Here is a 19,921-nt window from a genome sequence, read left to right on the forward strand (position 1 = left end):
TGAGGCGCGGGTCGAGATCGGACTGTCGGCGAGGATCTCGTCAACAAGAACGCTTGATCGCCTCGCGCCTCGAAGGTAGCGGAAGATCGACAAGATGGAGCCGGCAGCGGTCGCGGCTTGATGTAGCAGATCGCGAAGGAGCTGATCGGCTGGACCGTGCAGGCGGTGTGACGCCTTCTATTCCAGCGTCTTCAGGTAGGACAACAGGTCGTGGATCTGGTCCGGATTGAGCTCGAACGCCGGCATCGGCATGGCCGGTGTAGATGCCTTCGGCCAGCGCCTCCTCGATCGGATAGCGCCGGTGCAGGGTGCGCGGTAGGTGCGAGCCCAGGCGGACTTGCGGAAACGCGGTCGATCGCACAGCGGGTGTGGTCCGCGCGAAGGCCTTGCCGCGTTGTTCGGCGGTCGGGGCGGCGGCGAACGCGGGCGTGATCAGAAGCGGGGAAATCAGGCCGTGACGGGGAGCGCGTTTCGGCATGGAAGGACACCCCATAAGGCTGTGGAGGCAGAATAAGGTGGGGAGCTGCGCCAAAATTTGATCTGGGTCAATCGGCTTTCGTGCGGTGCAGTAAAATGCAGACCGCGCGGTGGACAGCCCCGATCGAGGCAGCCGGCGCTTGGAGCGGTGGATGAAGGCTTCCGTGGTGACGATCGAGCCGAACGGGCATTTCTGCAGCGATTGTGCGGTCCGCGCATCGGCAGTTTGCTCGTCGCTGAATGCGGTTGAGCTCAGGGAATTCGAGCATCTCGGCCGCCATGTCCATTTCGGCAGCGGCGAGACGGTGGGGGGGGAGGAGGATATCGCGACGTCGTTCTTCAGCAAGCAACTGGGCGTAAACGGCTGTACAAGCTGCTGCCCGACGGCCGTCGCCAGATCGTCGGCTTTGCCTTGCCGAGCGATTTCCTGGGGATCGGGAGGTCGGCACAATTTTTCGGCCGATGCGATCGGCGCGGTGACCGTACACAGTTTGCGAAGGCGCCCTTCGGCCGTTTCATCGAGGGCCGGCCGCATCTCCTCAGGCGCATCAACGGGCTCGCCATTCGCGAGTTAGCCCAGGCCGGTGCCCACGATCAGCCGTTCCTGCTCGGCCGCCGTTCGGCCCATGAGAAGGTCGCAGCCTTTCTCCTCGGCTGGCGTGAGCGGTTGTTCTCGCTCAAGGGTCCCTCGGACACGGTGTGGCTTCCGGTGAACAGGCCGGCAGGATATCGCCGATTATCTCGGCCTGACCATCGAAACCGTCAGCCGCACCTTGACCAGGCTGGAGCGCCGCGGCGCGATCGAGATAAGGCACGGTGGCCTCCGGCCTGCTCGATCTCGCCAGGGTCGAAGCCTTGGCCGCCGCCTGACGGCCGTTCCAAAACGCTTCCCGATTTTGATCGATCAATGACGTCGGCCGGACGAAGTGATGCGAATACTGCCCGGAACAAAGTTTGGGAGGGGCGAACTGCGCATGCCGACCGAAGCGCTGCTCGTGATGAAAGCCGTCGTGGCCGTCTTTGTCGCATTCGCGCTGCGAAAGCTCTTGTGGCCTGCGGCGGGCCTACAGACCAGCGGCAGCGCAAGCGAGCCACGGTTCGGGTGCCAAGCGCAGAGCTTCCTGAAGAATAGTCCGGTTTGGACATGCCAAGCGCGGGCGCTGGGCCTGTCGCCTATACGGCAGCGCCTCAACGCAATCGCGGCTTGCCAGCCCTGCAACTCTGCATCGTCCGAAATGCATCGCCGCAGCTTGCGGGTGCGGCGTCTCGGCGCATTCGCGGCTTTAGCGGCACTTGCCTAAAACCGTGTCTGTGCTTTCCGGTTTAAAAGCCCGGCAACGTTGACTACGCAGGAACTCCACTGCCTCGCAGTCTTAGAGTCCCGGCGTGCCTCAGGATTAAGACCGGCGATCCCCGACAGCCGTCGGGCAACAAATTATCGGTGCTGCGCAAGCATCCGATATTCGCAGATCTGGAACCGGAGGCGCTCGACCAGCTCTGCCGCTACGCCAAGCAGAGCACGGTCAAACGCGGCGCGACGATCGCCGCAAAAGGCGATCCGCAACCCAATCCTGGCGCTTCGCGCCGTGAGGTAGTCGCGGGCACCGTGAAGATATCCTCGTCCCTCGCCCGACGGCCGAAACGCCATTCCCTAATCTGATCGGCCCCGGCGGAGATCTTTGGTGAGATCGCGGTCCTCGATGGTGCGCCGCGCTCGGCGGGACGCGACCGCCAACACCATTGCGAGCTCTACATCATCGACCGTCGCGACTTCCTGCCGTTCGTGAAGAGCCAGCCGGCGCTGGCGATGAAATTCATCTTTGCCGACTTTGCTCCCGGCTGCGCTGGACCAGCCAGCAGGTCGAGCAGGTAATCCCTGCAGAATCTGCCGGGCCGTTTGCGAGCGCGCTGCTCGGTCTCACCGAAGAGCGCAAATTCGACCCGGCAGCGGCACGCTCGCCATCACGCAGCAGGAGATCAGCCGAAATGGTGGGGATGACGCGCGAGAGCATCAACAAGCAATTGCGCGCGTAGTCCGGCCGCAACTGGGCAGGTTCGTCTCGAGCATGGTGCCATCGTTGTGCTCGACACCGAGGCATTGCGCGAGCTCGTCGAAAGCGGCCTCGACGGCAACTGACCGCGCGCACCTAATCGTCGATGATCGCGACCGCGCGGGTCCAGCCCGCGGAGGCGCGCGCGATTTTCACCGGGAAGCACGAGACCATAAAGCCCGTCGAGGGCAGCTTGTCCAGATCGTGCAGCTTCTCGAGGTGGCAATAGCCGATGTGCCGTCCCGCCTTGTGGCCCTCCCAGATCAGGCCCGCATCTTTCGTTTCGGCATATTTCCTTGCCGTGAAGACGAACGGTGCGTCCCAGCTCCAGCCATCGGTTCCGGTCAACCGTACGCCGCGGTCGAGCAGGTACATGGTCGCCTCATATCCCATGCCGCAGCCGGAATTGACGTAGTCCGGCCGGCCGAATTTCGCCCCGGCACTGGTGTTGACGACAACGATCTCGAGCGGCGAGAGCGTGTGGCCGATGCGCTTGAGTTCTTTTTCGACGTCGTCGGCGGTGGCGACGTAACCATCCGGCAGATGCCGGAAGTCGAGCTTCACGCCGGGCTGGAAACACCAGTCCAGCGGCACCTCGTCGATGGTCCACGATCGCTCGCCGCGATTCATAGTCGGATGAAAATGCCAGGGCGCGTCGAGATGCGTGCCGTTATGCGTCGACAGCGACACCTGTTCAACGGCCCAGCCCTGACCGTCCGGCAGATCCTCCGCCTTGAGACCGTCGAAGAACTGCAGCATGCGCGGCAGTCCCTGCTGATGGTCGATATACTGGATCGTCGGGTGATTGCCCGGCGGATCGGCCGGCACGTCGTTCTGCAACGGCACGGAGATGTCGATCAGCTTCCGCGACATGGACTGTTTCCTCGGGGCGTTTCCTCGAAATGTTCCATCATGTTCGGAGCATCTTGAGGGCGCCGCGCCGGCGACGTCAAGTGACGCGCCGGCGCAAGGAGTTTTAGCGCAAATGCGGCGCGGCAGCCAGAGCGAGATCTCGGGCAGGTAGGTCACGAGCATCAGCACGAACAGCATGACGCCGTAGAACGGCCAGATCTTGCGCATCACCTCTTCGAGCGAGACCTTGCCCACCGCGCAGCCGACGAACAGGATGGCGCCGACCGGCGGATGGCACAGGCCGATGCCGAGATTGAGCAGCATGATCATGCCGAAGTGCACGGGATCGACGCCGAAGTTCTGCATCACCGGCAGGAGGATCGGCGTCGCAATGAGGATCGACGGCGCCATGTCGAGCAGTGTCCCGAGCAGCAGCAGCAACACGTTGAGCAGCAGCAGGATGACGTATTTGTTGCTGGAGATCGACAGGAAGAACGCCGTCATCTTCGCCGGCATCTGCGTCAGCGCCATGATGTAGCCGACAGCGGACGCGCAGGCGATCAGCGTCATCACCATCGCGACGGTACGCAAGGTCCGATGCAGGAGCACCGGCAGGTCGCGCCATTTGTAATCGCGATAGACGAACATGGTGACGAAGAATGCCCAGATGCAGGCGACAGCGCCGGCCTCGATCGCGGTGAAGATGCCGCCCAAAATGCCGCCGAGAATGATCACCAGCGTGATCAGGCCCCAGGCCGCGTCGATCGTGATCTTGATCGCTTCCTTGGCCGGCACAGTGCGGCCCTGCGGATGACCTTCGCGATAGGCGATCGCGACGCACAGTACGATCAGCGAGAAGCCGAGCAAGAGGCCGGGGAAAACGCCCGCCATGAACAGCGCGCTGATCGAGATGGTGCCGCCGGTCGCGAGCGAATACAGCACCGCGTTGTGGCTCGGCGGCACCAGCAGGGCCTGCACCGAGGACGAGATGGTGAGATTGGTCGCGAACACGCGCGGATAGCCGTTCTTCTCCATCTGCGGGATCATCACCGAGCCGATCGCCGAGGTGTCGGCCACCGCCGAACCGGAGATGCCGCTGAGGAACGTCGTCGCCAGCACGTTGACGATGGAGAGACCGCCGCGCAACCGCGTCAGGCCGACCAGCACGTCGGCAAAGGCGACCAGCCGCCGCGCCATGCCGCCTTCGGCCATGATGGCGCCGGCGAGCACGAAGAACGGAATCGTCAGCATCGCAACCTTGCTGACGCCATCCGAGATCTTCAGCATCAAGGCTTCCAGCGGAATGCCGACCGAGAGCGCGCCGGCGATCGCCGCCATCGCCAGTGAATAGGCGATCGGCATGCCGATCAGGAAGCACGCGATCATCGTGCCGAGGAGGATGAAAATGTCCATTGCGATGACTCCCGGCTCACTCGAAGGGGGCGGTTTCGGAATGCTTGCCGATCGGGTCGGGCGGCACGCCGAGGAAAATCCGTTCGATCACGAACAGGAGCAGGCAGGCACCGCCGATCGGGATCGGCAAATAGGTGACGCCGACCGACAGCGACGGGAAGTCGGGGATGGTGTTGTACCAGGTGACCTCGACGAGACGTTCGCCCCAGATCACCATGAACAGCGCGATCAGCGCCATGAGCAGCTGAACCAGGATCTCTGTGGCCCGTTGCAGCGGGGGAGGGAGTTTGTTGGCGAAATAGGCGACGCTCATGTGCAGGTTGAGCCGGTAGCCGGCGGCGGCGCCGATGAAGGTCAGCACGATCGTCAGCAGCACCGCCGTCGGCTCGGGCCAGGAAGCCGCACTGTTGAGCACATAGCGCGTGAACACCGCCCACGGGATTACTGCGGAGATCGCGACCAGTGCGGTGCAGCCGACGATCACGCACAAGAGGTAGAGATAGTCCATCGCTCGGCGAAACAGTGCGGCCATCCGCGTTTCCTGCTCTGTCAGTGGTTCAGATTGTCGGGGCCAAAGCGCGACGAGCCGTCATCGCGCTTTGGCTTTGTCGTTCAGAGCGCCTGGATGCGCTGGATCATGGCCTGGTATTTCGGGCCATACTTGTCCCAGACAGGTTTGACCGCATCCTGGAATGGCTTCTTGTCGGCGATCTCCACGATCTCGCAGCCGGCGGCCTTGGCCTTCTCCATCGCCGTCGTTTCGTACTTCTTCCAGAGCTCGCGCTCCTCGAGCTGGGCTTCGCGCGCGAACTTCTTGATCAGCGCCTGATCGTCAGCCGACAGCGCGGTCCAGGACCGCTTGGAGAAGCAGAGGATCTCGGGAATGATCAGGTGCTCGGTCAGCGAGTAATATTTCGCCGCGGTGTAGTGGTTGCTGAAGACGTAGCTCGGCGGATTGTTCTCGGCTCCGTCGATCACGCCGGTCTGGAGCGAGGAGAACACCTGATCATAGCCCATGGCGATGCCGTTGCCGCCGAGCGCGTTGACCATGTCGATGAAGATCGGATTGCCGATGACGCGAAGCTTCAGCCCCTTGACGTCCGCGATCGATTTGATCGGATGCTTGGTGTTGTAGAAGCTGCGCGCGCCGGAATCCATCCAGCACAGGCCGACCAGATTGGCATTGGGGCTCGCCGTGATCTTCTCCAGCAGCTCCTGGCCGACGTCGCCATCCATCATCTTCCAGGATTGCGCCACGTTCTTGAACAGGAACGGCATGTTGACGACGTTGATGTCGTCGACGATCGGACCGACCGCGCCGGCGCTGACGCGCAGCATCTGGATGGCGCCGATCTGGGTCTGCTCGATCGTCTCCTTCTCGGCGCCAAGCTGCGCGGAGGGATAGGTCTGGATCGAGAGGCGGCCTTGGGTCGCTTCAGCCAGCTTCTTGCCCATGCTCTCGACGGCGGCGACCGTCGGATAACCGACCGGCTGCACGTCTGCGGCCTTGAACACGGCCTTGGTCTGGGCGTGGCCGGACGAGATCGGAGCCAGTGTTGCTGCTCCAAGTCCGGCGCTCAATTTGATGAAATCACGACGTCTCATTGTAGTCCTCCCTCATTGCTTTTGGTGTGTGTCGTTGTCGGGCCGTGGTCCGGTCATTCGGTGCTGGCGAAAAACTCCGGATTGGTGTGTTGCGTCTCAGAGATATCGAGCAGCAGCCGATCGAGATGCCGCTCCATGGCGATGCCCGCGCGTTGCGGATCGTGGGCCTCGATCGCCGCGAGGATCGGCTCGTGCTCGGCGATCACCTCGGTCATGCGCCCGGCCACCGGCAGGGTCAATTGGCGATAGCGATCAACGTGAACCTTCACATGCTGGATCAACGTCCAGATTCCCGGATGTCGCGCGATATCGGCGATGACGGCATGAAAAAGCTCGTCGGCCTGGTGGAATGCGACACGGTCGCCGGCCGCATCCGCCTCGCGCTGGCGTTCGACGATCGACCGCAATTGCAGGATCTGGCTTGCGGTGGCGCGTTCGGCGGCAAGCCGCGCGGTGGTCTCTTCCAGCGCCTTGCGGATGATGATGGCTTCGGGCAAGGCGGCGAGCGGAATGCGAGAGACGAAGATGCCCGATTGCGGGAAGACGTCGAGGAGGCCTTCGTCGGACAGTTTGAGGATCGCCTCGCGCACCGGCGTTCGGCTGACGCCATAGGTGACGGCGATCTCGGCTTCCGACACCACTTCACCCGGCCGGCGTCGCATCGACACCAGTTCGTTCCGCAGTTCGGTGTAAATCCGCGACGACGCCGTCGCCCGCTGCGGTGGCTTGCCGCGGCGTGGACTGATGGCGGCCGGCGTGGGCGCGGCCTGGGCTTTCCTCGTGGTGCGCGCGGGCATGCTTATGGTTATCGTTGAAAGTGATATATTAGTATACGAGAAAATCTCGGAGAAGATCAACTGGTTAAATCTGCTCGATGGTGCGCTGCGGCAGGATTGGCCAAGTCACGACGCGTGATGAGAGACCAGCCCTCGTCGCGTTCGGCGGATAGCTCCGCGTTCATGCGTTCCTCCTTGAATCCATTCCCCACCGCCTTCCTAGGGTCGCGCGGAGCGGCGAGTCCAAGTTGAAGGGGGTATCGATTGATGCTGATTTTGAATTGATCATCGGCCGCGACGGCACCAGCACGTCACTTGCTCCGTCTTCGCAGGCGAGGATGAGTGCGCTACCACGCAAGTTCGAAACCATGGGAAGGATGACAACGTGACCGACTATCGCAAGCTCTTCGATCTCACCGGCAAGAGCGCGGTCGTGCTCGGCGCCGCATCGGGCATCGGCAAATCGTCGGCGGAAGCGCTGGCCGGGCTCGGTGCCCGCGTCGTCTGCGCCGATCGTGCGCGCGACGCGGCCGAAGCGACCGCGGCCGGCATTCGCGAGAACGGCGGCTGGGCAGAAGCGGCTGCGTGCGACGCTGCGAGTGCCGCCGATGTCACGGCGCTGGCCGCAACCGTGATGCAGAAATTTTCCCGGCTCGACATCGCCGTGACGACGCCGGGGCTCAACATTCGCAAGACCATCCTCGACTACACCGAGGAGGATCTCGACCGCGTCGTCACGCTCAACGTCAAGGGCACCGTCTGGTTCTTCCAGGCCTTCGGCCGCATCATGGTCGAACAGAAGGGCGGCAGCATCATCGCCTGCTCCTCGGTGCGCGCAGTGACCATCGAGCCCGGGCTTGCGGTGTACGGCTCGACCAAGGCCGCGATCGGCCTGTTGGTGAAGGGCTTCGCCTCCGAGGTCGGCCGCTCCGGCGTCCGCGTCAACGCGATCGCGCCGAGCATCGCCGAGACGGCGCTGACCGGCCCGTTCAAGCAGCGCCCCGACATCTACAGTCTCTATGCCGGCCACACCGTGTTCAACCGCTGGAGCAGCGCCGACGAGGTCGCCACCGCCGTCGCCTATCTCGCCTCGGATGCCGCGAGCTATGTCAGCGGCAGCACGCTGTTCGTCGACGGCGGCTGGACCGCCGTCGATGGCCCGCCGACCGGGCTCACCCAGATGAGCAAGTAGGGCGATCCGGCTCTAGCCGGCGAAGCCCACGCGCTGGCGCAGCCCTCTCTGATCTGCGCCGGCCAGCAGCGCGACCAGCGCGGCCGCCTGCTTCGGATGCGCGGCGCGCTCGGTTATCCCGGCCGTGTACATCGTGACGAGTTCGTATCCGGGCGGCAGCGGCCCCAACAGTGCGATGCCCTCGGTGGCGACGATTTCGGTTGCTTGCGTGCAGCCGATCGGCCTTGCGCAGCGGATGCCGCCAGCTCCCGCATCGCGGCTGCGCCGTCCGAAAAGATCTTGAGCCGCGAAGCCAGCTCATAGGCGATGCCGAGCTGATCCAGGACTCTTGCAACGTGCCTGCCCGCGGTCGAAGCCTTGATATCAGGGACGAAGATCGCATCTGCGGCTCGCAGCACGTCGCGCAGATCGGATTCGGTCCTGACCGTCAGCCTGGGATCATTGCTGCGAACCGCCAGCGCGGTTTCGACCCGGCCGACATTCGCGATCGAGGCGGCCACGACCAGCTTCTCCTCGGCGAGCCTTGCGATCAGCGCTTGCGTCAGGATCATGAGATCGGCGGGCTCGCCCGCGCGCAACTTGTCCGCCATGGCGCCGACCGCGCTGAACTCGCCGTCGATCGCGAACCCGGTCTGGGCCCGGAAGGCCTCGGTGAGACCGCGGACGAGGCCTTGCGCTGCGCCGCCGCTGAGGATGTTCACCGTGTCCACGATGCGGCCTCCCTGATGTCGTTCTTGTCGCTCGGCACTGTAGCCACGCGGCGCGCGGGCTGTCGACGCCTCACGCTGTCAATCGGGGCTGGAATATCGGGCCGCTTGCGGTGTGGTTGTGCGGTGTTCGCGACCGCGGCAGGAACCGGCGGAGCGCGCGGCTTGAGCAAATCGCATGGGCATTGCCGGATAAATGCGCTCGGCCGGCTGGTATTTTGGTGTTACGAATCTGGCCATGAACCAGCACGCCAACATCGAGATCCGCCACTCCACCTGTCCGCATGATTGCCCCCTCGGCATGCGCCCTCGATATCGAGGTGGTCGAAGGCCGCAGCATCGGCCGCGTCCGTGGTTCGAAGCAGCAGACCTACACGGCCGGCGTGGTCTGCGCCAAGGTCGCCCGCTACGCTGAGCGTATCCATCACCCCGAACGGCTGATCTATCCGATGCGCCGCACCGGCCCGAAAGGCTCCGGCCAGTTCGCGCGCATCTCGTGGGACGAGGCGCTGGACGAGATCGGCCATCGTTTCAACCAGGCCGAGCGCGAGTTCGGCGCGGATCTGATCTGGCCCTATTACTACGCCGGCACGATGGGCCTGGTGATGCGCGATGGTCTCAATCGCCTCGCGCATGTGAAGAAATACTCGCGCTTCTATTCGACCATATGCGCCAACGTCGCGCGCGTCGGCTTTGCGATCGGCACCGGCAAGATCGCCGGCGTCGATCCGCGCGAGATGGCGGTCTCCGACCTCGTCGTGATCTGGGGCACCAACCCCGTCAACACGCAGGTCAACGTGATGACGCACGCCGCGCGTGCCCGCAAGGAGCGTGGCGCGAAAATCGCGGCGGTCGACATCTACGACAACGAGACCATGAAGCAGGCCGACATCAAGATCCTCCTGCGTCCCGGCACCGACGGCGCGTTCGCCTGCGGCGTCATGCATGTCCTGTTTCGCGACGGCTATGCCGATCGCGCCTATATGGACACATACACCGATTGCCCGGCCGAGCTCGAGGCGCATCTGAAGACGCGCACGCCGGAATGGGCCTCGGCGATATCTGGCGTGCCTGTGTCCGAGATCGAGGCCTTTGCCAGGCTGGTCGGCCAGACCAAACGGACCTTCTTCCGCCTCGGCTACGGTTTCACCCGCTCGCGCAACGGCGCGGCGCAGATGCATGCCGCGAACTGCATCCCCGCGGTGACCGGCGCCTGGCAATACGAAGGCGGCGGCGCCTTCTTCAACAATTACGCGCTGTGGCACTTCAACGAATCCATCATCGAAGGCCACGACGCGATCGACAAGAGCACGCGCGCGCTCGACCAGTCGCAGATCGGCCGCATCCTCACCGGCGATGCCGAGGCCTTGCACGGCAAGGGTCCGGTCAAGGCAATGCTGATCCAGAACACCAATCCGATGACGGTCGCGCCGGAGCAGGCGCTGGTGCGGCAGGGGTTTGCGCGCGAGGACCTGTTCGTCGCGGTGCATGAGCAATTCATGACCGAGACCGCGCAGATGGCCGACATCGTGCTGCCGGCGACCATGTTCATGGAGCACGACGATCTCTATTACGGTGGCGGCCACCAGCACATCTCGGTCGGCCCCAAGCTGATCGACCCGCCCGGCGAATGCCGCTCCAACCATCAGGTCCTGCAAGCGCTGGCGCCGCGGCTTGGCGCCATGCATCGGGGCTTCGAGATGACGCCGCGCGAATTGATCGACGCGACGCTGAAGCTGAGCAACCATGGCGACATCGCCAGCCTCGAGGCCGACCTCTGGCGCGACCTGCAACCGGATTTCCGCACCGCGCACTACCTCGACGGCTTCGCGCACGCCGACAAGAAATTCCATTTCAAGGCCGATTGGGCAAATCCGCCGTTCGGCTTGATGATGGGCGAGTTCGAAAAGATGCCGTCGCTGCCGGACCATTGGGCCGTGATCGAGCACGCCGACCAGGCCCATCCGTTCCGGCTTGCGACCAGCCCCTCGCGCAGCTTCCTCAACACCACCTTCAACGAGACGCCGTCCTCGCAGGCGCGCGAGGGCAAGGCGAGCGTGATGATCCATCCGATGGATGCTGCCGCGCTCGAGATCGCCGAGGGCGACGCCGTGACGCTCGGCAACATGCGTGGCGAGACCACGCTGATCGCACGGCTGTTCGAGGGCGTGCGGCGCGGGGTGCTGATCGCCGAATCCGTTCATCCGAACAAGGACCATATCGGTGGTCGCGGCATCAACATGCTGACCGGCGCCGAGGCCGTCGCGCCGATCGGCGGAGCCGCGTTCCACGACAACAAGGTCTGGATCAGGAAAGCGGTCGCGGCCTGAGCGCGCGCTTCGATCGCACCAAATTTGTGTCGAGGCGCTAAAGCGGCGTCTCGCCGCAGATTGCCCTTGCACCTCGCGCCGGAGCTGCCGCAAATGACGGCAAAACGGCAGCAAGGAAGCGACGTCATGACCGACACAGCGAGCGTCATCACCGAGAAGCGCGGGCAGGCGTTCTGGATCACCATCAACCGGCCCGAGAAGCGCAACGCGCTGAACGGCGACGTGATCGCCGGCATCAGCAAGGGCTATCGCGACGCGCACGAGGACAAGGACGTCCGAGTCATCGTGCTGACGGGCGCGGGCGACAAGGCGTTCTGCGCCGGCGCGGATCTGCAGAACTCCGGCGCGGCATTCGCGATGGATCATTCCAAACCAAACGTTGACTATGCCGACCTGCTGCGGTTGTCGCAGAACGCGACCAAGCCCGCGATCGCCCGGGTCGGCGGCGTCTGCATGGCCGGCGGCATGGGGCTGCTCTGCATGACCGACATGGCGCTCGCCGCCGATCACGTCGTGTTCGGACTGCCGGAGGTGAAGGTCGGCGTGTTTCCGATGCAGGTGCTGAGCCTGTTGCAGGCGATCGCGCCGCGACGGCTGGTCAATGAATGGGCGCTCACGGGCGAGCCGTTCGATGCAACAGCTGCGCAGGCCGCAGGCCTTCTGAATTACGTCGTGCCCAAGGCCGAGCTCGATGCCAAGGTCGACTGGCTGATCAGCCGCATCGTCGACAAGTCACCGACCGCGATCCGCCGCGGCAAATACGCGATGCGCGCCATCGCCGCGATGTCCTTCGACGAGAGCATCGCCTACACCGAAAGCCAGATCGCGCTGCTGGCGATGACGGAGGACGCCAAGGAGGGGCTGAAAGCGTTCAGCGAGAAGCGCAAGCCGGTCTGGACGGGTAGGTGAGGACTCGCTCTCTCCATCGTCATTGCGAGCGCAGCGAAGCAATCCAGAATCTTTCCGCGGGGGCAGTCTGGATTACTTCGCTTCGCTCGCAATGACGGGAGCAAGGAGCCAGTCGGCGCCTCCACGCGCAAACCCCGGATTTCGCTACGCTCCATCCGGGCTACGGAAGAGACCTCAGCCCGCGTTGGCCTTCAACCCCGCTGCCTGGATACCCGCAACCGCACACGCTTCGTCATTGTCGGAGGTGTCGCCGGAGACTCCGACGGCGCCGAGCAGGGTCGCGCCGTCCTGGATCAGCACGCCGCCGGGGACCGGCACCAGCGCGCCCTTTGCAATCGTGTTCACGGCGTCGATGAAATAGGCCTGCTCCTGCGCCCGCTGGTACAGCGCGCGCGAGCCCATGCCCATGGCGAGCGCGCCATAGGCCTTGCCGTGGGCGATCTCGGCGCGCATGAGGCTGGTGCCGTCTTGTGCGGCGGCGAGCTTGAGCACGCCGCGCGTGTCCAGAATAGTGACGACGAGCGGTTTGAGCTTCAACTCCGTGGCCTTTGCGAAGGCGGCATCGAGGATCTTGCGGGCGGTGTCGAGGGTCAGTTCAGCCATGGCTGGGTTCCTTTGCAACGGGAGTGGTGGAGTGGGTTTTGGCGCGATCGAGGCTCATCGCCAGCACGCGGGCGACGTGAAGGGCTTCGCGTTGCGCGCCGTCCTGGATCTGGTGCCGGCACGAGGTGCCGTCGGCAACGACCAGCGTCGCCGGGTCCGCGCCGCGCACGGCCGGTAGCAGCGACAGTTCGGCCATCTCGATCGAGGCATCGTAGGTCTCGGCACCATAGCCGAAGGCGCCGGCCATCCCGCAGCAGCTGGACTCGATGGTTTCGACCTTCAGGCCGGGCACGAGACGCAGCACCTGCTCGACCGGCTTGAACGCGCCAAAAGATTTTTGATGGCAATGGCCGTGTACCAAGGCCTTGTCGGCGACAGCTCCGAGCGGCAGTTGCAGCCGGCCGGCCTCGGCCTCCCGCATCAGCAACTCCTCGAAGGTCAGCGCATGGGCGCCGACCGCCTTGGCGTCGTCGTCCTTGCGCAGTGAAGCGAGCTCGTCGCGCAGCGTCAGTAAACAGCTCGGCTCCAGGCCGACGATCGGCACGCCGCGCGCGGCGAAGGGCGCGAAGGCGGCGACCAGCCGGTCAAGTTCGGCTCTGGCTTGGTCGACGAGACCGGCCGACAGGAATGTGCGGCCGCAGCAGAGCGGCCGGCCGCCGCTTGACGGCTTCGGCAGATGCACGCGATAGCCGCCCGCCGCGAGCACGCGCAGAGCAGCGTCGAGGTTCTCGCGCTCGTAGATGCGGTTGAAAGTGTCGGCGAACAGCACGACCTCGCGCCCGGCCTCCGGACCGACGGCATCCGCGGACGGCGCGAACACGTCGCTGCGGAAAGCGGGCAGCGCGCGGCGCGCGCTGATGCCGGCAAAGCGCTCGAACAGCTTCCGCAAAAGCGGGCTGCGGTTGCGCAAATTGGCCAGCGGCGCGAAGCGCGACGCGAGGCCTGCATAGCGCGGGAGATAGCCGACCATGCGGTCGCGCAGTGTCAGGCCATGGGAAGCCACGCGCGCGGCGAGCACCTCGATCTTCATCTTGGCCATGTCGACGCCAACAGGGCATTCATGGCGGCAGGCCTTGCAGGAGACGCAGAGTTTCAGCGTCTCCATCATCTCATCCGAAGACAAAGCATCCGGGCCGAGCTGACCGGAGATCGCCAGCCGCAGTGTGTTGGCACGGCCTCGCGTGACATCCTTCTCGTTGCGCGTCGCGCGATAGGACGGGCACATCACGCCGCCCTCGAGCTTGCGGCAGGCGCCGTTGTTGTTGCACATCTCGACCGCGCCCTGGAAGCCGGCGCCGGCGCCGGGATATGCGGACCAGTCGAGCTTGGTGTTCAGCTCGCCGACGCGATAGTCCGGCCGATAGCGGAACAGCGAGCGGTCGTCCATTTTGGGCGCATCGACGATCTTGCCGGGGTTGAGGACGCGGTCGGGATCGAAGCGCTGCTTCACTTCCCTGAAGTCGGCGACCAGACGCTCGCCGAACATCGCTTCATGGAATTCCGAGCGCACCAGGCCGTCGCCATGCTCGCCCGAATGCGAGCCCTTGTACTCGCGCACCATCGCGAAGGTTTCCTCGGCGATGGCCCGCATCGCCTTGACGTCCTTCTCCAGCTTCAAATTCAGCACGGGACGGACATGAAGGCAGCCCTCGGAGGCATGAGCATACATCGTGCCGCTGGTGCCATGCTTTGCGAACACCTCATTCAAGCGCGCGGTGTAGTCGGCGAGATGCGGCAGCGGCACCGCGCAGTCCTCGACAAAGGAGACCGGCTTGCCTGCCTGCTTCATCGACATCATGACGTTGAGGCCCGCGGCGCGGAAATCGGCGATGCCGCTCTGCAGCGCGGGCTGGGTGATCTCCACCACACCGCCCCATTTGCGCTTGTCGTTGCTCCAGCCGAAGCCGAGATCGCCCATCAATTCGCCCAGCTGCTTCAGGCGCGCGAGATTGTCCGCCTGGTCTTCCTCGGCGAACTCGACCACCAGCACGGCGTCCGGATCGCCCTTGATGGCGGTGGAGATGATCGGCCGGAACATCGCGATGTCGCGGCCGAGCGCGAGCATGGTGCGGTCGACCAGTTCGACAGCGATCGGCTTCAGCTTGACCAGATGCTGGGCCGCGTCCATCGCCTGGTAGAAGCTGCCGAAATGGCAGATGCCGAGCGCCTTGTTGCGGATCACCGGCCACAGCTTCAGCTCGACCTTGGTGGTGAAGGCCAGCGTCCCTTCGGAGCCGACCAGCAGATGCGCCATGTTGTTCGGCGCGTTGCGCGGCACCAGCGCGTCGAGATTGTAGCCGCCGACGCGGCGCTGCACCTTGGGAAAGCGCGCCGCGATCTCGTCGGCCTCGCGGGCGCCGAGATCGAGCATGTCGCGGAACAGCGCGCGGGCGCCGTTGCCCGCATCGACATCGGAAAGGTCGCGCGAGACCTCGCCATAGTGCGCGAGCGTGCCGTCGGCGAGCGCCGCCTCCATCGACAGGGTGTTGTCGCGCATGGTGCCGTAGCGCAAGCTGCGGCCACCGCAGGAATTGTTGCCGGCCATGCCGCCGATGGTGGCCCGCGACGCCGTGGAGACGTCGACCGGAAACGACAGGCCGTGCTTCCTGAGCTGGCGGTTGAGGTCGTCGAGCACGATGCCGGGCTCGACCACGCAAGTGCGGTTGTCGACGTCGAGCGACAGCATGCGGGTCAGGTGCTTCGAGAGGTCGACGACGAGGCCGTCATTGACGGTCTGGCCGCATTGCGAGGTGCCGCCGCCCCGCGGGGTGACCTTCAATCCCTCGTCCCGGGCGATCGCCAGCACTCGCAGCGCCTCGTCCATGGTCCTGGGCACCACCACGCCCGCCGGCATGATCTGGTAGAACGAGGCGTCAGTGGCATAGCGGCCGCGGCTGAAAGGGTCGAACAGGACGTCGCCGGTGATCTGTCGGGCCAGACGTGCCGCGATGCCGTCCGTTTTGGCCGATTCCTGTGATTTCCCGGGCACTTCCGCCGCCATGGTCCGCTCTTGCCTGTTCGCCGTCCCCGTCTTGCCTACGGTCACGGTCCTTGGCAAGGCGAGCCCTGCTTCTTGTGCATTGACGGACCCCGCCCGGCGAGGGACAAGCCCGGCGAATAGTGATATTCGAGCGGCTCGCGCAGCCCCCTTCAGGCCAGAAGGCTCGAAGTCAAGCTGGGCTCAAAGCCAAGACACACTCGAAAGACAGACTCAAAGACCGGGAAGGACGCCGATGACCGTGCACACTGGAAGGCATTTTCTCCAGATTCCAGGACCGACCAACGTGCCCGACCGGGTGCTGCGGGCGATGGATATGCCGACGCTGGATCATCGTGGTGCGGAGTTCGCGGAGCTTGGTTTCGCCGCGCTTGCCGCGATGCAGCGCGTGTTCCGCACCAAGCAGCCCGTGATTATCTTCCCGTCGTCCGGCACCGGCGCCTGGGAAGCAGCAATGGTCAACGTGCTCGCCCCCGGCGACAAGGTCTTGATGTGCGAGACCGGCCAGTTCGCCGTGCTGTGGCGCGGCATCGCCGACAAGTTCAAGCTCGACGTCGACTTCATTCCGAGTGACTGGCGCCATGGCGCCGACCTCGCCGAGATCGAGCAGCGCCTTGCCACCGACAAGCAGCACAAGATCAAGGCGGTCTGCGTCGTTCACAACGAGACATCGACCGGCTGCGTGACGCCGCCGCTCGAAGTGCGCAAGCTGCTCGACCGCGTCAAGCATCCGGCGCTGCTGATGGTCGACACCATCTCCGGCCTCGGCTCGATGGAATACGAGCACGATGCCTGGGGCATCGACGTTTCGGTCGCGGGCTCCCAGAAGGGCCTGATGCTGCCGCCCGGGCTCGGCTTCAACGCCGTCTCGGAGAAGGCGCTCGCCGTCGCCAAAGCCAATCCGGGCATGCGCTCCTATTGGGACTGGCAGGAAGTCATCAGCTTCAACAAGCTCGGCACCTTCCCCTATACACCCGCCACCAATTTGCTGATGGGCCTGCGCGAGGCCGTCAAGATGCTGGAGGAGGAAGGCCTCGAGAACGTGTGGGCCCGTCACAAGCGTCACAGCGCAGCGACGCGGGCCGCGGTCAAGGTCTGGGGCCTGGAGACGCAGTGCGCCGATCCGGCTGCGCATTCGCCGGCGTTGACCGGCGTCCGCGTGCCCGACGGCCACGACGCCGATCACTTCCGCAAGGTGGTGCTGGAGAATTTCGACATGTCGCTCGGCACCGGCCTGAACAAGGTCAAGGGCAAGGTGTTCCGCGTCGGCCATATCGGGCATTTCAACGATCTGATGCTGATGGGCACGCTCGCCGGTGTCGAGATGGGCCTGGACCTTGCCAAGATCCCGCACCGGAGCGGCGGCGTGTTGGCGGCCATGGACGTCCTGAAGGGACGCGACACGGTGCCGATGGCCAAGGCCCAGGTGGCCTGATCTATCCAACTGAAAAAGAAGTGAGCGCGCGATGAACGCACCGACGACGACCAACGAAGACCTGCTCTACTCCGTCACGGACGGCATCGCGCGGATCACCTTCAACCGCCCGCAGGCACGCAACGCGCTGACCTTCGCCATGTATGAGCGCATGGCGGAGATCTGCCAGGAGATCAACGCCGACCGATCGATCAAGGCGCTGATCCTGACCGGCGCCGGCGACAAGGCATTTGCCTCCGGCACCGACATTTCTCAGTTTCGTGCGTTCAAGACCGCGCAGGATGCGCTCGACTACGAGGCGCGGATCGACCGCGTGCTTGGAACCCTGGAGCACTGCCGCGTGCCCGTGATCGCGGCGATCGCCGGTGCCTGCACCGGCGGCGGCGCCGGCATCGCCGCCTGCTGCGACCTCCGCATCGGCACCGAAACAACCCGCATCGGCTTCCCGATCGCGCGCACGCTCGGCAACTGCCTGTCGATGTCGAACATCAGCCGCGTCGTCTCGCTGGTGGGACCTGCCCGCACCAAGGATTTGATCTTCAAGGCCCGCCTGGTCGAGGCGCCGGAAGCGCTCGCGCTCGGCCTGCTCAACGAGGTCGTGCCCGACGTCGAGGCGCTGCAGCGCCGTGCCGACGAGACCGCAAAGCTCGTCGCAAGCCATGCGCCGCTCACTTTGGAGGCGACCAAGGAAGCGGTGCGCCGCATCCGCCGCACGCTGTCGCGCGAGGAGGGCGAGGATCTGATCCTCAAAGCCTATATGAGCGAAGATTTTCGCGAAGGCATGGATGCCTTCCTCAACAAGCGTACGCCGAACTGGAAGGGCAAGTAGCCACCGCTCCGGCCCCGGCTTCGTCAGCCGAAAGTCATATGCGGCGGAACGCCCGCCTCCTTGAACTCGCCAGCACTACCCCGCACAATGCGCAGATGAATTCCCGGCAATACAACGCCAATAATAACAAGGGGACGAAGCGCGTGCGAATTCCAGTGAAAGCCGTCAGCGCGGCGGCGGCGCTGTTGATGTGTGCACCGGCGGTCGCCGGCTGGGAGCCGACCAAGCCCGTCGAGATCGTGGTGGCAGCGGGCGCGGGCGGCGCCTCCGATCAGATGGCGCGGATGATGCAAGCCGCAATCCAGAAGAACAATCTGATGAAGCAGCCGATCGTGGTCTCGCTCAAGGGCGGCGCCTCGGGGGCGGAAGCGCTGATGTACATGAAATCCAGCGAGGGCGATCCGAACAAGGTGCTGATCGCCTATTCGCTGATCTACATGCTGCCGCTGTCGGCCAAGATCCCGTTCAACTGGCGTGAGCTCACCCCGGTCTCGGTGATTGCGCTCGACCAGTTCGTGCTGTGGGACAACAGCGCCGGCCCCAAGACCGTGAAGGAATTCGTCGAGGCCGCCAAGGCGGCAGCCGCGCCGTTTAAGATGGGCGGCACCGGCTCCAAGCGCGAGGATCACGTGCTGACCGTCTTCCTCGAGCAGAAGACCGGCGCGAAATTCTCCTATCTGCCCTACAAGTCCGGCGGCGAGGCCGCGACCCAGCTCGTCGGCAACCACACCGAATCCAACGTCAACAATCCGAGCGAGAATCTCGAAGTCTGGCGCGCCGGCCAGGTGCGTCCGCTCTGCGTGTTCGACAAAGAGCGCATCTCCTACACCGGCAAGGTGACGGACACGCAGTCCTGGGCCGACATCCCGACCTGCAAGGAGGAGGGCGTCGACGTGCAATATCTGATGCTGCGCGCAACCTTCCTGCCCGGCAAGGTCACGGCTGAGCAGCAGGCGTTCTATGTCGAGCTGTTCCACAAGGTGACGCAGACCGCGGAGTACAAGGACTACATGGAAAAGCAGGCGTTGAAGCCGATCTTCCTTACCGGCAAGGACATGGTGCAATTCCTGGAAGAGGACGATGCAGTCAACAGGTCGCTGATGACGGAAGCCGGATTCGTCGCGAAGTAACCGTCGCTCTTCTCCCTCTCCCCATTCTTACGGGGAGAGGTGAACACGCTCCAGCTTTGCAGCAGAGCTCATGTCCCAAACCGATCTTGAAATCGTCGTCGAGGATCCGACCGCGCCTGAAGACGACTCGCCCGTTATGGCGCGTTCCGGCACGATGGAAATCATCGTCTGCCTCCTGCTGCTCGGGCTGGCCGCAATCCTCGGCTACGACAATTGGCGTACCGGCGTCTCCTGGGATTCGACCGGGCCCGAGCCCGGCTATTTCCCGTTCTATCTCTGCATCATTCTCGGCGGCGCCAGCCTCTATGGCCTGATCGCGGCATTGCTGGCGCGTGGTGCGGCGCGCCAGACTTTCGTCACGCGCGCGCAGGCGCGGCGTGTGATGGCGGTGTTCGTGCCGACGCTGCTGTTCTGCCTGGTAACGCAGCTCCTCGGCCTTTACGTCGCGAGCTTCCTCCTGATCGCGGCCTTCATGCGCCTGGTCGGCAAGATCGCGACCTGGAAGTCGCTGCTCACCGCGTTCCTGTTCACGGCGGTCATGTTCGTCACCTTCGACATTGCCTTCGACGTCATCATGCCGAAAGGGCCGCTTGAAGCGGCCTTCGGCTACTAGA

General features: G+C 64.5%; 14 protein-coding genes and 5 pseudogenes. 9 read left to right on the plus strand and 10 right to left on the minus strand.

The features are described from left to right. Positions 1 to 177: 177 nt before the first annotated feature. Positions 178 to 478, minus strand: a pseudogene (locus AB8Z38_RS00005) (cytochrome c). 151 nt (positions 479 to 629) lie between these two features. Between AB8Z38_RS00005 and AB8Z38_RS00010 the strand changes: the two are divergent. Both AB8Z38_RS00010 and AB8Z38_RS00015 read left to right on the plus strand, forming a co-directional pair. Further along, positions 630 to 1,347, plus strand: a pseudogene (locus AB8Z38_RS00010) (helix-turn-helix domain-containing protein). Between the two features lie 516 nt (positions 1,348 to 1,863). Continuing rightward, a pseudogene (locus AB8Z38_RS00015) lies at positions 1,864 to 2,614 on the plus strand (Crp/Fnr family transcriptional regulator). A gap of 10 nt (positions 2,615 to 2,624) precedes the next feature. On the opposite strand, the gene AB8Z38_RS00020 reads toward AB8Z38_RS00015, so the two are convergent. The 5 genes and pseudogenes from AB8Z38_RS00020 to AB8Z38_RS00040 form a co-directional block, all read right to left on the minus strand. Continuing rightward, positions 2,625 to 3,401 carry a cyclase family protein gene (locus AB8Z38_RS00020; protein WP_369722468.1) on the minus strand — a complete coding sequence of 259 codons (777 nt, stop codon included), beginning with the start codon at positions 3,399 to 3,401 and terminating at the stop codon, positions 2,625 to 2,627. Positions 3,402 to 3,512: 111 nt separating this feature from the next. Next, positions 3,513 to 4,793, minus strand: a pseudogene (locus AB8Z38_RS00025) (TRAP transporter large permease); the annotation flags it as partial. A gap of 16 nt (positions 4,794 to 4,809) precedes the next feature. After that, a complete protein-coding gene (locus AB8Z38_RS00030; protein WP_369722471.1) occupies positions 4,810 to 5,325 on the minus strand; it encodes a TRAP transporter small permease in 516 nt (171 codons plus the stop codon). A gap of 80 nt (positions 5,326 to 5,405) precedes the next feature. After that, positions 5,406 to 6,398, minus strand: a complete 993-nt coding sequence (gene dctP, locus AB8Z38_RS00035) for a TRAP transporter substrate-binding protein DctP (protein WP_369722472.1) — start codon at positions 6,396 to 6,398, stop codon at positions 5,406 to 5,408. A 53-nt stretch (positions 6,399 to 6,451) separates the two neighbouring features. Beyond that, positions 6,452 to 7,195, minus strand: coding sequence for a GntR family transcriptional regulator (locus tag AB8Z38_RS00040; protein ID WP_369722473.1), 744 nt, complete (start codon positions 7,193 to 7,195; stop codon positions 6,452 to 6,454). Positions 7,196 to 7,559: 364 nt separating this feature from the next. Between AB8Z38_RS00040 and AB8Z38_RS00045 the strand changes: the two genes are divergently transcribed. Then, complete coding sequence (locus AB8Z38_RS00045) at positions 7,560 to 8,366, plus strand: SDR family NAD(P)-dependent oxidoreductase (protein WP_369722474.1); 807 nt, start codon at positions 7,560 to 7,562, stop codon at positions 8,364 to 8,366. A gap of 12 nt (positions 8,367 to 8,378) precedes the next feature. Here AB8Z38_RS00045 and AB8Z38_RS00050 read toward each other — a convergent pair whose 3' ends face one another. Beyond that, complete coding sequence (locus AB8Z38_RS00050; protein WP_369722482.1) at positions 8,379 to 8,534, minus strand: hypothetical protein; 156 nt, start codon at positions 8,532 to 8,534, stop codon at positions 8,379 to 8,381. Then, a complete protein-coding gene (locus AB8Z38_RS00055) occupies positions 8,480 to 9,076 on the minus strand; it encodes a molybdate ABC transporter substrate-binding protein (RefSeq protein WP_369722483.1) in 597 nt (198 codons plus the stop codon). The genes AB8Z38_RS00050 and AB8Z38_RS00055 overlap by 55 nt, the downstream gene beginning before the upstream one ends. Before the next feature lie 235 nt (positions 9,077 to 9,311). Here AB8Z38_RS00055 and AB8Z38_RS00060 point away from each other — a divergent pair. Together AB8Z38_RS00060 and AB8Z38_RS00065 are read left to right on the plus strand one after the other, a co-directional pair. Beyond that, positions 9,312 to 11,403 (plus strand): annotated as a pseudogene (locus AB8Z38_RS00060) (molybdopterin oxidoreductase family protein). A 126-nt stretch (positions 11,404 to 11,529) separates the two neighbouring features. Further along, a complete protein-coding gene (locus AB8Z38_RS00065) occupies positions 11,530 to 12,312 on the plus strand; it encodes an enoyl-CoA hydratase/isomerase family protein (RefSeq protein WP_369722478.1) in 783 nt (260 codons plus the stop codon). Positions 12,313 to 12,486: 174 nt separating this feature from the next. On the opposite strand, the gene AB8Z38_RS00070 is transcribed toward AB8Z38_RS00065, so the two are convergent. Both AB8Z38_RS00070 and AB8Z38_RS00075 read right to left on the minus strand, forming a co-directional pair. After that, a complete protein-coding gene (locus AB8Z38_RS00070) occupies positions 12,487 to 12,915 on the minus strand; it encodes a heme-binding protein (protein WP_369722484.1) in 429 nt (142 codons plus the stop codon). Next, positions 12,908 to 15,916 (minus strand): FAD-binding and (Fe-S)-binding domain-containing protein, encoded by a 3,009-nt coding sequence (locus AB8Z38_RS00075; protein ID WP_369722485.1) that lies wholly within the window; start codon positions 15,914 to 15,916, stop codon positions 12,908 to 12,910. The genes AB8Z38_RS00070 and AB8Z38_RS00075 overlap by 8 nt, the downstream gene beginning before the upstream one ends. 232 nt (positions 15,917 to 16,148) lie before the next feature. Between AB8Z38_RS00075 and AB8Z38_RS00080 the strand changes: the two genes are divergently transcribed. The 4 genes from AB8Z38_RS00080 to AB8Z38_RS00095 all read left to right on the plus strand — a co-directional run bounded on the left by AB8Z38_RS00080 (position 16,149) and on the right by AB8Z38_RS00095 (position 19,920). After that, positions 16,149 to 17,348: an alanine--glyoxylate aminotransferase family protein gene (locus AB8Z38_RS00080; protein WP_369722480.1), complete on the plus strand. Its 1,200-nt coding sequence runs from the start codon at positions 16,149 to 16,151 to the stop codon at positions 17,346 to 17,348. A 31-nt stretch (positions 17,349 to 17,379) separates the two neighbouring features. Further along, on the plus strand, positions 17,380 to 18,177 hold the full coding sequence (locus tag AB8Z38_RS00085; protein ID WP_369722487.1) for an enoyl-CoA hydratase/isomerase family protein: 798 nt from the start codon (positions 17,380 to 17,382) through the stop codon (positions 18,175 to 18,177). A gap of 188 nt (positions 18,178 to 18,365) precedes the next feature. Then, the gene (locus AB8Z38_RS00090) at positions 18,366 to 19,307 is read left to right on the plus strand and encodes a Bug family tripartite tricarboxylate transporter substrate binding protein (protein WP_369726708.1); all 942 of its coding nucleotides are present in this window, start codon (positions 18,366 to 18,368) and stop codon (positions 19,305 to 19,307) included. A gap of 70 nt (positions 19,308 to 19,377) precedes the next feature. Further along, a complete protein-coding gene (locus AB8Z38_RS00095) occupies positions 19,378 to 19,920 on the plus strand; it encodes a tripartite tricarboxylate transporter TctB family protein (protein ID WP_369722488.1) in 543 nt (180 codons plus the stop codon). Position 19,921 lies beyond the last annotated feature (1 nt).

Origin of the sequence: Bradyrhizobium sp. LLZ17 (assembly GCF_041200145.1) — a bacterium.
Taxonomy (GTDB): Bacteria; Pseudomonadota; Alphaproteobacteria; order Rhizobiales; family Xanthobacteraceae; genus Bradyrhizobium.